General features: G+C 34.1%; 16 protein-coding genes. 9 read left to right on the forward strand and 7 right to left on the reverse strand.

The features are described from left to right. Nucleotides 1-102: 102 nt before the first annotated feature. Complete coding sequence (locus B9N79_RS06495; protein WP_040058578.1) at nt 103-375, reverse strand: HU family DNA-binding protein; 273 nt, start codon at nt 373-375, stop codon at nt 103-105. Between the two features lie 291 nt (nt 376-666). Here B9N79_RS06495 and B9N79_RS06500 point away from each other — a divergent pair, with 291 nt between their 5' ends. Then, entirely contained in the window at nt 667-1,119 is a 453-nt protein-coding gene (locus B9N79_RS06500) for a S1 domain-containing RNA-binding protein (RefSeq protein WP_019390974.1), read from the forward strand. A gap of 203 nt (nt 1,120-1,322) precedes the next feature. On the opposite strand, the gene B9N79_RS06505 is transcribed toward B9N79_RS06500, so the two are convergent. Both B9N79_RS06505 and B9N79_RS06510 read right to left on the reverse strand, forming a co-directional pair. Next, nucleotides 1,323-2,234, reverse strand: a complete 912-nt coding sequence (locus B9N79_RS06505) for a sigma factor regulator N-terminal domain-containing protein (RefSeq protein WP_046217637.1) — start codon at nt 2,232-2,234, stop codon at nt 1,323-1,325. Next, complete coding sequence (locus tag B9N79_RS06510; protein WP_040060912.1) at nt 2,219-2,725, reverse strand: RNA polymerase sigma factor; 507 nt, start codon at nt 2,723-2,725, stop codon at nt 2,219-2,221. The genes B9N79_RS06505 and B9N79_RS06510 overlap by 16 nt, the downstream gene beginning before the upstream one ends. 299 nt (nt 2,726-3,024) lie before the next feature. Between B9N79_RS06510 and B9N79_RS06515 the strand changes: the two genes are divergently transcribed. The 5 genes from B9N79_RS06515 (at nt 3,025) to B9N79_RS06540 (ending at nt 7,514) form a co-directional block, all read left to right on the forward strand. Continuing rightward, nucleotides 3,025-3,453, forward strand: a complete 429-nt coding sequence (locus B9N79_RS06515) for a DUF4181 domain-containing protein (protein WP_046217636.1) — start codon at nt 3,025-3,027, stop codon at nt 3,451-3,453. A 511-nt stretch (nt 3,454-3,964) separates the two neighbouring features. Further along, nucleotides 3,965-4,420, forward strand: a complete 456-nt coding sequence (locus B9N79_RS06525) for a MarR family winged helix-turn-helix transcriptional regulator (protein WP_040060915.1) — start codon at nt 3,965-3,967, stop codon at nt 4,418-4,420. After that, the gene (locus tag B9N79_RS06530; RefSeq protein ID WP_040060917.1) at nt 4,417-5,817 is read left to right on the forward strand and encodes an MDR family MFS transporter; all 1,401 of its coding nucleotides are present in this window, start codon (nt 4,417-4,419) and stop codon (nt 5,815-5,817) included. The genes B9N79_RS06525 and B9N79_RS06530 overlap by 4 nt, the downstream gene beginning before the upstream one ends. A gap of 129 nt (nt 5,818-5,946) precedes the next feature. Next, nucleotides 5,947-6,693 carry an SDR family NAD(P)-dependent oxidoreductase gene (locus B9N79_RS06535; RefSeq protein ID WP_040060919.1) on the forward strand — a complete coding sequence of 249 codons (747 nt, stop codon included), beginning with the start codon at nt 5,947-5,949 and terminating at the stop codon, nt 6,691-6,693. Nucleotides 6,694-6,809: 116 nt separating this feature from the next. Then, complete coding sequence (locus tag B9N79_RS06540; protein ID WP_048896828.1) at nt 6,810-7,514, forward strand: DUF6022 family protein; 705 nt, start codon at nt 6,810-6,812, stop codon at nt 7,512-7,514. A 317-nt stretch (nt 7,515-7,831) separates the two neighbouring features. Here the strand turns inward: B9N79_RS06540 and B9N79_RS06545 are convergent, their stop codons facing one another. Continuing rightward, the gene (locus B9N79_RS06545; RefSeq protein ID WP_040060921.1) at nt 7,832-8,182 is read right to left on the reverse strand and encodes a DUF2200 domain-containing protein; all 351 of its coding nucleotides are present in this window, start codon (nt 8,180-8,182) and stop codon (nt 7,832-7,834) included. Between the two features lie 463 nt (nt 8,183-8,645). Beyond that, the gene (locus tag B9N79_RS06550) at nt 8,646-9,740 is read right to left on the reverse strand and encodes a GerAB/ArcD/ProY family transporter (protein WP_040060923.1); all 1,095 of its coding nucleotides are present in this window, start codon (nt 9,738-9,740) and stop codon (nt 8,646-8,648) included. 345 nt (nt 9,741-10,085) lie between these two features. Here B9N79_RS06550 and B9N79_RS27015 point away from each other — a divergent pair, with 345 nt between their 5' ends. From B9N79_RS27015 to B9N79_RS06560, 3 genes are all read left to right on the forward strand, one after another. Beyond that, nucleotides 10,086-10,196 (forward strand): YczF family membrane protein, encoded by a 111-nt coding sequence (locus B9N79_RS27015; RefSeq protein WP_477742887.1) that lies wholly within the window; start codon nt 10,086-10,088, stop codon nt 10,194-10,196. Nucleotides 10,197-10,418: 222 nt separating this feature from the next. Beyond that, nucleotides 10,419-11,168: a MerR family transcriptional regulator gene (locus tag B9N79_RS06555; protein WP_040060925.1), complete on the forward strand. Its 750-nt coding sequence runs from the start codon at nt 10,419-10,421 to the stop codon at nt 11,166-11,168. A 183-nt stretch (nt 11,169-11,351) separates the two neighbouring features. Next, nucleotides 11,352-11,927 carry a 2'-5' RNA ligase family protein gene (locus B9N79_RS06560; protein ID WP_040060926.1) on the forward strand — a complete coding sequence of 192 codons (576 nt, stop codon included), beginning with the start codon at nt 11,352-11,354 and terminating at the stop codon, nt 11,925-11,927. A gap of 39 nt (nt 11,928-11,966) precedes the next feature. Here B9N79_RS06560 and B9N79_RS06565 read toward each other — a convergent pair whose 3' ends face one another. Then, nucleotides 11,967-12,440 carry a VOC family protein gene (locus tag B9N79_RS06565; RefSeq protein WP_040060927.1) on the reverse strand — a complete coding sequence of 158 codons (474 nt, stop codon included), beginning with the start codon at nt 12,438-12,440 and terminating at the stop codon, nt 11,967-11,969. Nucleotides 12,441-13,328: 888 nt separating this feature from the next. Beyond that, a complete protein-coding gene (locus tag B9N79_RS06575) occupies nt 13,329-14,330 on the reverse strand; it encodes a DUF3231 family protein (protein WP_082023768.1) in 1,002 nt (333 codons plus the stop codon). Between the last annotated feature and the right edge of the window lie 109 nt (nt 14,331-14,439).

Raw genomic sequence — 14,439 nt, forward strand, 5'->3', positions numbered from 1 at the left:
AGTTAATGTCCGTAAAAGTATACTTATGGGAAAAGAAAAAGCGTAAAATCCTTGTCAGTCAAGGGTTTTACGCTTTTTTACGTCTGATAAGACCTATTATGTTTATTTTACAGCTTCTTTCAATTCTTTTCCTGGTTTAAAAGCAGGAACTTTTGAAGCAGCAATCTGCATTTCTTCGCCGGTTTGAGGGTTACGTCCTGTTCGTGCCGCACGCTCACGCACTTCAAATGTTCCAAATCCAATCAATTGAATTTTCTCTTCCTTTGAAAGAGTGTCAGAAATGGTTTTAAATAATGCATCTACAGCTTTTGCCGCATCCTGCTTTGTTAGTTCTGATTGTGCTGCAACAGCATTCACTAATTCAGTCTTGTTCATATTGAACACCTCATCCTTTTATTTTGGAATCCTATGTAGAAAGATTACTATAACACAGGTTTGAGATATCTGTCTCTTAATTAAATTAGATAAACGGAAGCGAAACTCCTTTTTTGTAAGATGTATGTTGGGATTAACTCTATGGGACAGTTAGGTGAGCGATTGTTACATTTGAATTACTCTAATGGTGGACAAATAGAGAAAAAATAGGAAAGGAACTCTTATTGATATTATTTCACACACTTTGTTATAATGAATTGTTTTTAACATTATTGAGGGGGAACATTTTCCATGTCAATCGAAGTAGGTAGCAAGGTACGAGGTAAAGTAACAGGCATCACTAATTTTGGAGCATTTGTAGAATTATCTGGAGGTCAAACAGGCCTTGTACATATCAGTGAGGTAGCTGACAGCTATGTAAAAGACATTAACGACCACCTTAAAGTTGGTCAAGAAATTGAAGTAAAAGTTGTGAACGAGAAAGACGGAAAAATTGGATTATCCATTAAAAAAGCTATAGATAAACCTGAGAGACAACCTTCTTCTTATTCACAACGCCTACCACGACAGGCAAGAAGTAATGATAACCGTTCCAAAGACTTTCGTTCAAAAAGTAATTTTCAACCCAAGGAAAACTTCGAACAAAAAATGGCGCGTTTTTTAAAAGATAGTGAAGAAAATTTATCCACACTCAAACGTAGTACGGAAACAAAACGAGGTGGTAGAGGAGGAAGACGCGGATAAACTTTACTACTTCATGATATAGATACAGGCAAGCCAGTAGAGAGTGGCTTGCCTTGTTTGTTTCCTTTAATCTACTAAAAGGAATAATAATAACTGTTGTTCGTCGTTCCACAAAGCTACTTCCTGTAATTCGTGTTATGTTAAGTAGTTTTTGGATATCCTGCATCACCTAATAATAGATTTTTCATATAGTCCTTTGCTTGTTATTTTGTTGGTTTAATATAAGGAACAATTTGTGCAGTGGCCCCTACAGAAGCCCCATGAATAAAGCTCTTATTTTCTAGACTTTTAAAGTTTTTAGTTTGGCCCGTCACCATGACTCCCAAAACTTTGACATCTTCAAACGGTTTATTTTTATTTGACTGTAAGAAGTTTTGGATAGTCTCTTCATTCCCATTTTTATCGTACTCTTTAAGGGATTTAATAAATCTATGGTAGGCCCCCTTTGGTAAATCGGATGGGTTAAACCCATAAACTGGCATACCAGCAGGTCCCTTGCTTTCATCTCCAACCGGCGATGTCATATACAACCACACAATGTTCAAGTTATCAGGTATCTGTTTTTGAATCTCTTGGAATGTATAAGGCTTGTCAAAAGAAAGTGCAACTTCTGCTACATAATCATCCATTTGTGAAATTTCCTCTAAATCATTTTGTACACCGTCATGGGACTTTTGAATAGATGGATGATAAAAGGTTGCCACTTTATTCTTCGTTTGTTTATCATACTCATAGAGTTCTGTACCTTCTCCATAGAATCCTGGTATTAACTCGTTATGATCAATATTAATACGAAGCCAATCATAGGAACTTGTAAGCGTACTCCATGGCACTAAATAGCCATCTACATTTTTAGAACGATTTGTAATAATATTACCGCCAAACATGGAAGAATTATTCGTAACCTGAGAATCAATTTGAATATTAGGTTCAGCAATCTCATTATGTAAAAAGAGCTGTTCATGAAGTCTTGTAGAACTTTTTGCAGCAAAGTAATTTCCTATTTTATAAAGGACGGGTAAAGTAATGAGTACCACAATAATTGAGATGATAATAATCTTTAGTAATTGTCGTCGCTTTGCTTTTCTTAAAGCATCTTTTAACGAATGTTCCATCTATGTCTTCCTCCTATTTTTGAGTGAATCGACTTACGTGCGCGGAATAATTTTTGCTTCACACTACTTACTTTAAGATTCAAAATAACTGCAATTTCTTCGTATGAAAAATCATAGTAATACTTTAAAAAGAAAACTTCTCTATATTCTTTTTTGATGTCTTTTAATAAATAGAAAATCTCCTCTTTATTTAAAAGAGCCTCCAGTTCACCATCTGTGTATTGGAGCTTTGAATAAATTTTCTCCGTTAAGTAGATGTTTTGGTGCTCCTTCTTTCTCTTTAAATCAATGTACTCGTTAAGTGCGACTCTAAAGAACCATGGACGAATATTGTTTTCTGTTAGGTCATCTAATAGCGTGTACACTTTGTAAAACGTATTTTGAATAATATCCTCCGCATCTTCTTTTGCCGATCCTTTTGTCAGTAAGAACTTCAATACTTCTTCTCCTAAATGGATAAGGTAGGAGGCTAATTCATCGTCTTGTTTCATCATTTTTCCTCCCTATACTTATACAACGAATAGGTAACAACAAAAGTATACACTTTTGATAAAAAGTGGAATAACCTAAATTTTATAATGAAAACCTTAATTTTCATTATAATTAAGATACAAATCAAAACGTTCGTAAAAATATATACACAAAAGTAAAAAAGCGCAGACTCGTTGTTACTGAACACGTCTACGCTTTTTTACTTTCTCCGCCATGCTTTATGTTAACTAAAATTGAAACCAAAATAATACAGCAGCGTATAGAAAAGTGGTAAGGGGAAGAATAGGAGAGGCCATTTATGTATAGCATAGAGTCTACTTTCGGGCTGAGATTCATATCGTTATTAGCTATTGTTTTATTATTAGGGGTTTCATTTAATATCATCATGAGGAAATGGCTAAAAGTAGAGAGAAAGAAACTCTTTTCATATAACCATGTTAATGAGAAACATAAAAAAATAGATTGGACCATGAGAATGATTACGATAGCTAGTATCTTGTTAGGATTTATTATAAACATGAGCAGAGCCTCGACCGACTGGTTTTGGTTTTTACAATCTTGGGTAGTCTTATTCATTTTTATTGTGGTTTCCGAAACGGTTAGAGCTGTTATGGAGAAAAAGTATGCCAAAAACCTTAATGCTTATAAGTTAACTATTAGTGAACTACTATTTGTTCTTATATTGTTTTTTATCCTATTCAAGACTGATTTTTTTGGATTATTATAAATAACGAAAAAACAATATTTATGGAAGTAAAGAATCCTTTAGAGTAATGTTGTGACGTATAAGGAAGTGGTAAGGGGAAGAGCAGGAAGGTACAGGTACTTGGTCTTTCTAAAAAAGTTACAAAGTATAGGAGTTATAGATATTAAATTAGAGAAGGTGCATTTTTGAAAAAAGCTATTTTAAAATTCTTCATCTATTTTTCAATCTTTTTCACTAGTAATTTAATTAGCGATATACTGTTTAAACCCCATATCTATTTTCTAACAGCCTTTTCAACAGCCTTTGGTGTTTCGTTAGGTATAGCTACCATCGAACTCTATATAAATAAAAAATCTAAGGAAGTATAAGAATCCTTAGATTTTTTATTTCCAATAAGATTTATTATGTAACCTAAACTTATATATCTTATCCAATAAAAATTTATTCCCGCCTATAAAGGTCAACATGTTGACTTTTTTAATTAGGTTCTTTAAAATGGTCAACATGTTGATTATTTTAAAGGAGAATGAGTATGGATTCTAAAGTGAAAATTATTATGAACTTCCTTCGTGCCTCTACATTGCTTAATCGAACAGGCCTCAGACTCGTAGAAGGCACGGATTTAGCTAGTGTCCAACAGTGGCAGTTGTTAGGAATCATTAATCGAAATGAGGGAATTTCCTTAGCTAAATTATGTGAGGAAACGCTTGTGACTAAACAAAATATTACAGGGCTGGTTGAGCGTTTGCGTAAAGCAGAGTTAATTACAACATGGACCGATTCAAATGATAAGCGTATAACAAGGGTTGGAATTACGGCTAAAGGGAAGAAAACCATGGAGAAAATGAAACCTCGAACAGAAATAAGCAATAATACAACCTTTGCTGACTTTACTACAGAAGAGCTCGACATGTTTGATAATATGCTTGAGCGTTTCGTTACTTCTTTACTTATTGAATCAAATGAAAAGAAAGGAACAAAAGAATGAACGCATATCAACGTAAAATAACAATTGCTTTACTTATTGCAACTTTTTTATCTGCGATAGAAGGAACGATTGTTAGTACTGCAACACCAGCTATTGTAGAAAAACTAGGTGGAATCGATCTGATTAGTTGGGTATTTGCTCTCTATTTACTTACTTCCGCCGTCACAACCCCTATCTTTGGTAAACTAGCCGATCTTTTTGGGCGAAAAAAAGTCTTTATAGTGGGGACTTCCTTATTTTTAGTAGGATCCTTATTATGCGGGATTTCACAAAATATGGGGCAATTGATTGTGTTTCGTGCTATTCAAGGAATCGGGGCTGGCGCTGTTATTCCCATTACCTTTACGATTATCGGAGATATTTTTACTTTCGAACAACGGGCGAAGGTTCAGGGGTTATTTAGCTCCGTTTGGGGAATTGCGGGTCTCTTTGGACCATTAGTTGGAGGTTTTTTAGTCGATTATGTGAGTTGGCATTGGATCTTTTTCATTAATCTTCCTTTTGGTCTAATCTCGATGTGGATTATTGGAAAGCATTTAGAGGAAAATATTGAAAAACAAGAACGGAAAATTGATTATGGGGGAGCCATTACGTTTACCATCGGCACCACAGCCCTATTATATCTCCTTCTTTCAGGAGGAAGTAGTTTCCCTTGGAATTCTATGATAACGTACATACTTTTAGTGGTATCCATCATTCTTCTGGTGGTGTTTGTACGTATTCAAATGAAGCACCCTGAACCCATCATTCCGGTTAAACTGTTTCATTATCGAGAAATCTTAGTATCAAATCTTGTTGCTTTTTTAGCTAGTACTATTTTGATTGGACTTACAACCTACATCCCTTTATGGATTCAAAGTGTGCTTCATAAAGGAGCTACGGCTTCGGGTTTTATCTTACTACCTATGTCTATTGGCTGGCCACTTGCAGCAACATTCGGCAGTCGCTTCTTGATTAAAGTAGGTCCTAAACCGGTTTCACTTATTGGAATATGTTTTGTTACACTGGGTTCATTCGCTTTAACATTTATTACTCCATCATCTCCTATCTGGATGATGCTTGGTATTACCTTTGTTATGGGATTAGGATTTGGTTTGTCGATTACTACATTTACAATCGTTGTACAGTCTGCAGTTGGCTGGAACCTTAGAGGAGTCGCTACTTCTTCGAATACCTTTGTTCGTACATTCGGACAAACATTAGGAGTAGCTGTATTAGGAACATTCTTAAATCAACACTTAGGTGGTTCAACAGACTCTGCATCAGAAGTAGCTTCTCATTCTCTTGCAAATGGAATTCATAACATCTTTCTAATTATGGCAGGAATAGCTGTAATCAGTTTAGTTGTTACGTTCTGGGTGCCTAAGAAGAAAAAAGAAGAAGAACAAGCTATATAATATAATGATTTGAGATTCCACGATTGGAAAATCTGATTTCTTATAGAAGGCTTCCAATCGTTGTATCCATATAACACACAAGAAATAACAAATTTCAACGAAATCAAAATACTAAAGGAGAGAGAAAAAGTGAATAATAAAGTAGCTATTGTCACAGGATCCAGCCGAGGAATTGGCGCAGAAACAGCTAAATTACTAGCTCAACGTGGAGCGAAAGTAGTAGTTAACTATGCAAGAAGCGCCACTGCAGCAGAAGAAGTCGTAGCCTCTATTCAAAAAAAAGGTGGCCAAGCCATCGCTATACAAGCTGATGCTAGAAATATGGAACAAATGAGTCAGCTGGTCGAAGAAACCGTAAAAGCATATGGAACCGTAGATATCCTTGTTCATAACGCAGGGATGAGTTTTCCGAAAAAGACATTTGAAGATATGGAATGGGAAGAATTTATTCAAAAAACAAATGATGAACTTCAGGCTGCATTTGTGTCAACCAAAGCCGTACTGCCTTACATGAAAAAGCAGCAGTATGGAAAACTTGTATATGTATCAAGTGGCTTAAGCAATCATCCAGCTCCATCTTTTATTGCTCATGGAACATCCAAAGGAGGGCTTAATAGTTTTGTAAGATATATTGCCCAAGAAGTAGGTAAGCAGGGAATTACAGCAAATGTCATTTCTCCAGGCTTAGTCGAAACGGATGCTACGGCTGATCTACCACAAGGGTTTAAACAACAACAAGAATCTTTCCTACCACTTGGAAGACTTGGGCGTCCTGAAGATATTGCCAAAGCCATTGCTTTCTATGCAAGTGATGACAGTTCTTATATTACAGGGAGTTATACGCCAGTAAGTGGTGGCGGTGAAATGAATTCATAAAATGGCTAAAACAACTTAGATACGTCCTTGAAGTCATTATATATCTATACATGAAAGAAAATAATAGACGAATAAACTAAATCATGATGGATAAATGAAAGAGGGAGTTGTGGAGAGTGAAAAAGTGGCATGAGTTTTTTTCATCCAACAAAGAGATAACGATACGAAACCTGGCCAGATATATGAATCAATTTGTACAGCAGCAATGGGATTTGATTTTAAAAGAAAATCACGATGAATTAATAGAGCATTTTCGAACAATAGGTGAGCCTGCTTATGGTGTGTATTTAAATAAGCTTCTAAAACCTATTTTTAAGCAACTGACAGATGCAGGATTGAATGTGAAGCCTGGCTTTATTATGCCTAATTCTATAGAACACTGGGGACCACCAGAGGAACGCGAAAGATGTATCTGGTGCGTAGTAAGGAAAAAAGATGAAACGCCTTTAGGTACACTTGTATTACGAATGTTTCATTCTCATACGAAGTTTGATGTTCCAAGGGCTCCCAATTTCTTTTCATTAGAAGAAGTAGATAAAGAAGCGATTATAAAAGCTATTTCTCAAGCTTCTATACGCCTAAATAAGAAAGATCATGGATTCATTCCCCAGAATAGAGAAAACACAGATACTCTAAGATGGGAATATAGTGCAGAGACAGGATTGAGCGATTATTTAAAGTCTGATCAAGATGTCTTGGAAGTGAGTTATCTTGATTATGCTCTTTCACAATGGGGAAGACAAGGATGGGAGTTAACATCAGTAGTCCCTTATGAGGGTCGCCTAGTTGCTTTCTTTAAACGTCCTATATCAGCTAATTAAATGAATCCTGAAAATAAGACCAGATGTCTATATAATATATGGTCTTGTTTTTGGGGTTTTATAAGAAATGGGTGTTTGCTCTTTCTAGAACCAACATTATGTTGACTGGTTAGTATTGAATTTCCTGGAATAAAAAAACCTTTGCTCTGCATTAGCAAAGGGCATTTATATATGGGGGAATACACTAGTAGTATGGACAGTTTTATAGATTGATATACTTTTTTACTTCTTGTCTGAAGTTTCAAGATTAGTACTAATTCAACAAAAAAACACCGATTCTTTTATATAGGGAATCAGTGTTTTTTCATTTTTAATTATTATTTCCGCAAAATTTTCTCCATCGTTTTTCCCTTTGCTAACTCATCGATTAGCTTATCTAAATAGCGAATTTCCTGCATAGTTGGTTCTTCGATGTCTTCCACTCGGACACCGCAGATCACACCTTTAATCAAAGCCCTCGAAGGGTTCAGTTGGGGAGCTTCCGCAAAGAAGGTCTCAAAGTCTGTCTGTTTTTCCAGTTGAGCTTCTAACTCTTCCTGGCTATATCCTGTCAACCAACGGATGATTTCATCGACTTCTGTTTTCGTACGTCCTTTTTTCTCCGCCTTCGTAACATAAAGGGGATAGACCTTTGCTACACTCATTGTATAGATCCGATGTTTGGTCATGGATACATCCTCACTTTTATGTTTTTCTTTATTATATCACGAAAAATAATGGGTTCAAATGAAGTAATAACCGTTTGTATGGGTCAAGATTACCTTAGAGCTGTATTAGGTTTGCTTTCTTATGTGAAGGACTGGCTATAATTAAGAAAATTAGGCTTATATATACCCTCTACAAAGTTAAGTTAATAAAAACAAATATTTGTTTTACTTTTATTTAAATTAATAAAGCAATTATCACTAAGGAGGGGAGGGGGGAAATAGTAGTATTAACGAAATGATTATAAAACCAAGTAAACATAAAAATCACTTCATTGTTCATATGAGAAGAAAAGGGCCCTTTTAATTATCTCCCCCTTTTTAAGAGATTTATTTGTTATCACTTTTTCTATACGTGTAATATACGGGAAATAGAGGCAAAATTAATAATTACCCATAAGGTTTTTATATTCTCCAGAATAATATATTACGCTCTCTTCTTCTTATTTTTTAAGAAAGCAACAATAAGAAGAAGAAAAGGAATAATGGCTGAGAGAGTAATATATGGAACAAAAATTACTTCCCGTCCCTCACCTAGGTGTTCTTGAACGTTACTCGCAATCGTGATAGATAAGAAAAGAATGGCTATGCCTAAAGGATACGATAGTCGTGAAGGCGATTCAATATTAAATAAACTAGCCGTGCCTATGACAGCTGCATAAAAAAATATGCTAATCTTAAAAAAAATACCAATTATCGAGGCGATCATAAAAAATACATCAAGACGTTCCAAAAAATTAGCAACCTGGATGCTTTGTATAGTACTAAGAAGAGGGAATTGTGAACGTGATGTTAAGTCCACTCCAAGTACACTAATATTAATAATCATTGTAATGACCAAATTTATTCCACTTAATCCTATTGCACATAACATGGTCACTTGTGCTTTATTAGACTTATTTAAATAGGGAAGAATCATCGTAAACACGATTGCTTCTGCAAAAGGAAAATCTAAGGTTTGAGTGAACGCAACTTTTAAGACGGGTAACATCCCTTCTTCAAGTACTGGTTGTAAGTTGGTGAAATCGATTAAACCAGAACTCACAATAAGAATAAATCCAGTGATAGCAAGGATATACATCAATATAAAAAGAACCTCACCTGAGCGCGCGATAACCTCGATTCCTTTTCGAACCATATAAATAATGACAAGCATCAATAAAGCATCTGCAATAAATAGAGGTGTCTCAGAATAGGCAAAGGTTAGTAACATCTCCCCAAAATCACGTAGAACTCTTGAAGCATCATACATAAAGTAAAGAATGTAGACAAAGGCAAGTACGCTTCCTATCCCTTTACCTAGGATCTTTTGCATGTACTCCGTAGGCAAGAGATCTGGATAATAGGAATAAAGCTTGTGATAAATTAAAAATAGAACCAAGCTGCCTATCATTCCAAGTAGAATCGCAAGCCAAGTGTCCTGTTTTGCATCGATGGCAAGAGGTACTAGTAACGCACTACCTAGTTCAAATAGTACCATTAAGATAAATAACTGACCGGCACTAATCTTGGCTTTTTCCATGTAATGGGTACCTCTTTTCCAAATGGCTATCTTAGTATCAAAATTCTCCCCCATTTTTAATTGACGAATGATGATATCTGAACTGTTTTCTGTTTAATCGTAACAAGATTCGCTGATAAAGAACGGTGTATATTTTCTACTGAGTTGTTATCTGATTGATTTTCAGTATCCTGTTGGGGGGTCTTTTTTGATTTGAGGTTTTTAAAAAACGAAGGGATAAAGTAAGGCATCCTTCTCTTGTATTTTATTACTTTAACCACATATGGGATTTATATGTAATTTACAACGAAAATTTATATCATATTAGAGGGAAGAGAAAATCCTATTCAGTGAAGGGTAATAAGTATGAAAGTCGTAGGTGTTTTCCTTTTAATGACGGGATGTTTAATAGGGTTATCTCTAGGCTTCGATATGCTTCAAGGAGCAGACATTTTTCAGGCATTGTACAATGCTTGAAACCATTTTCGTATAAATTTAAATTTAAATATGTCTTACTAATTGAACGTCTATAAAAGTATATTTAAAGGACAAGAAAAAGCTCAAACCCGTTGGTGATGAACGTGTTTGCTCTTTTTACTATCTGGAAGATGTTTTATGTTAATCAGATAAGTATATTAGAATTAGTTATTGACTCTTACCTTAGAGTAGCCTTTAGACTGACAAATGAGGTGGATAAGTGTGCTATATACAGTAAAACAAATATCAGAATTAACAAATGTGACGGTAAAAACCCTATATCATTACCATAAAATTGGTCTTTTATTGCCTTGCAAAATAAGTGAAGCAGGTTATCGTCTCTATGGAATAAAAGAGCTGGAGCGTTTACAACAAATCTTATTTTATCGAGAGTTGGACTTTCCCCTCAAAAAAATACATCAATTATTGGATGGTGAGCCAGAACGGTTATCTATATTGTCTGATCAAAGAAAACTACTTCTTGCACGAATGGAAAGAATAAAGCGTTTAGTTCAGACACTAGATGAATCGATTCACTTCACCATGAAAGGTGATATTATGGATAAATCAGAAATGTTCAAAGGATTTGAGAGTGAAAAAGAGTGGGTGGAAGCAATGACGGATCAGAGTGAATATCTAAAAGAAAAATATGACTACGATTTGTTTAAAGAAAATCAAATTGATGTTCAGTCAATGAATGAGCAGGCTTTAGAGGCAAAACACTTTATGGATAGTATAGCTAATGCACTTAAGGAAGGATTAAAGTTTAATGATGAGAAGGTACAAGATTTAATCAAACAGCATATTGATTTCTTAAATAATCAGGGGCATAATACCAGAGCAGAAGATTTTGCAATACAAGCACGCTTCTTTTTAAATGATGATTTTCATAGAAATATGCTTGAGTCTCAGCAAACTGGACTTTCTTATTATCTATGCATTGCAGCCGAGTCATTTGCTGCTTTTAAGTAGAAAAGTTCAAATATAGAGTAACGAAATAAGTCAATCTTTCTGAGTTGGCTTATTTTGTTACTCTAATTTTCATTGTGTTAACCATACATTAAAAAGGATAGGATTACTCAGTAAAAATAAAGTGATATATGGAATTTTGTGCTGAAATATTTTATTAAAATATGAAAGCTGAGGAGAGAATTTATGGACCACTTCAAACATGATACCTATGTTGTGTTAGATTTACCAAAAGAAATTACTGAGCAAGTTAGAAAGATTAGATATCGTTTTAAAGATAAATTTTATACGGCTCTCCCACCTAAAATCACAGTTGCCGGTTCTAGTGGTGTTGGTGTATTACAAAATAATCAGGAACCAGATCAAGTATTTAAAATTTTAGATGATATTGCAACGAAAATAGAACCAATCAAGGCTTCTTTTTCAGAGGTTAAAAGATTTCCATATACAAACATCTTCTTTTTTTCCCTACATGATGAAGCTTCATTTCACAATATTCATAAAAAAATAGCACAATCAGATATTCGCTTTTCAAAAAATGACTTTCCTTATAAACCTCATTCTACACTGTGGGACCGTTCTTCTATATCAGAAAAAGAAATTCAAGAGTTACTTTCCATACGTTTAAAAGAAGAATTTATACTTAATACAATGTCAATTTACTCCCTTGAGTCCCCAGGGGGTGATGTAATTATTCTTTTACGTCATAGAGTCACATTTACATGGATGTTGTTTTCATTTTCTACCAGATTTATTAGGTGAACTTTTTATCGCTGTTAGAGGCCTATGGAAGCCTAATAACTAAAAGATGTCTCTTGGCAATCTTTCATTCATCTTTTCCCACTCACTCCACTTCATAATCGGTTTATCAGGTAAAGGTTCATCGTCTAACATAGAGATATATTCTACAGAATGTCCATTAGGATCCTCGAAGTAGAATGATACAGCAGGCATAAAAGGAAATACATATAATTCTCCTGAATCATCTTCAAAAAAATTACTAATAGAAATTCCTAATTTCTTTACTTCTATAGCAGTTTTTTTAAGGTCGTCTAAATCAACTGAGATAGCAAAGTGCTGTCTTTGGACATTCTTGCTTGGATAGTTTTCCCTTATACCTAGCATACCCTTACCTTCACCACCAACCCAAAAGAATGTAGACTTTCTACCTTCGTCTCTATATAAGGGAGATATACCAGGTAACTTTTTATAAAAATCCGAGGATTCTTCAAAATTTAATACATTAATGTGTGTTTCAAATATTCCGTTAATCATTTCTAAATCCTTTCTCTTAATGACTTTTTCTAAAATATAGTTTTTTTGCAATTGACCTATATCGAATTTCAATATAAGTTCTAAATATCGTAGATTGTTATTTAAATTATAAAATAATCCTATCGGTCAATTTATGCTCGCTGAGTTTTAAGCCACTTAAGCAACATTGTGTAAATGAACATTTACTTACTAAATTGCCTTTCTAACATTGAAAAAAACAGAATTAGGTGTAAACTTACAACTTTACTTTGAGTTTACAAGGATTTAGGATGGTGAGTACATAGTGAAATCTAAAATTTGCATAATCATTCTTTTAATCTCAGCTACTTTTTTAGGTGTATATGGCCAAGATATTTCCTATTTTTTAGATGAAAACATAATAGAATGGAATGCTATGTACTACTTGACTGCTGTAACGTATATAAGTATTTTTTTATACTTTGTTAAAATTCTCTGGACTTACATACTCCAAAGAAAAAATGTACTAAAGGGTAACATCTTAAACTTGTATTGGCTTGTTACTGTAATTCCTAGTTTCCTTATTTCTTTATGGTCCATATTTGTTTTAGCTATGTGGTGGGGATAATTATTCATATGTTCAAATTTATGAATGAGGGGATATTTTTACTTTTAAAAATATGCTTTGCTTGGCCACTTCCTGTTTTAATAAGTGATCATCATCTGGTTTAAATAACATAGATATATGGAAAATTATAAAATAATGGGAATTAGACAGTCAAATAAACGTCCATAAAAGTATATATAAAGGAAAAGAAAAAAGCGCAAACTCGTTGGTACTAAACTTGTTTGCGCTTTTTTACTTCCTCTACGGTGTTTGACAGACGCCGTAAAAAATGCTCTAAACAAATATAAGAGATAAGCCATCCGCTACTCATCAGGTAATTTCTTCCGGTCATTTGCTTGAGGTGGTTTTTCTATCCATCCTTTTTTAATCATAATGTTTCCCCAACTAGTCGTAAGTTTTAAATCTCTTAGAATAGATGATTCACAATGTGTTATTACATCTACCCTCATACTTACAGCCATAGCATTAGAATAATACACCATACCTAGGTTGAACATAAAACCTGCATGAAATAGCATTAATTTATCAGAGAAAGGAGCCATTTTAGAATCTGTAACGTGGGTATCTAATAACCGTGGTGAATGAAGGTTCTCTTCATGTAGTATGGAAGAAAAAATACCTATATGTTTATTAAGTAAACTTAAACCATCCTCCATAAATTTACGTATCTTTTTGTCCTTAGTTACTTGCTGAAAACCGAGAATAATACCTTTTGCCACAATACTCTTTCTCAAATTAATATATATATTTCCAGCCTCCATTGTATTTAAATGTCTTTTCTTCCCCAATACATCTATAGCATATCCTAACTCGGTAATGAATCCAGGATTTTGTGGTGTAGAAAAATAAGGATCTCTTTCATAAATTCCCTTAGACAGGAGGATATCAATTGATTGATTATAAACCTCCATTGTATCTATATTACACTGATAGTAATGGTTCCTAATATCTTTCCGAACGGAACTACTAAAAGACATGCTATACCCTGATAGCCCATGAGTTGTCATGGTATGTATGTACTGTAACCAAAAAAGATCCGTAAATAAAGGAGGTGCTTCGAGGTTTACATCTTTATCAGTAAAACCAATTGGTAGGGGGAAGTTCTCTTTATTTAAAAACTTTTTTAGCACTTCGAGATGCTTTTCAGATAATTCTAGACAAAATTTAAAAAGAGTACGAATTTCATAATCTTTAACAGTTGCTAACACGTAGTTACTTATACAAATTGCCATAGTTTCCCGAATATATTGAATCCACAGATTTGTAATTTCTGAGGAAGTCAATCGATCGTCATTCATCGTCAAATTTGTTACCTCCAATAATATAAACCTTATGGAGTATTTTGCCCCAAACTTTTACATTTATGAAACCAAAAATAAGTTTCTAATTGTATTCGTTTAATGAACTGAAAAT

It is taken from the genome of Priestia filamentosa (assembly GCF_900177535.1).
GTDB classification, from domain to species: Bacteria; Bacillota; Bacilli; order Bacillales; family Bacillaceae_H; genus Bacillus_I; species Bacillus_I filamentosa.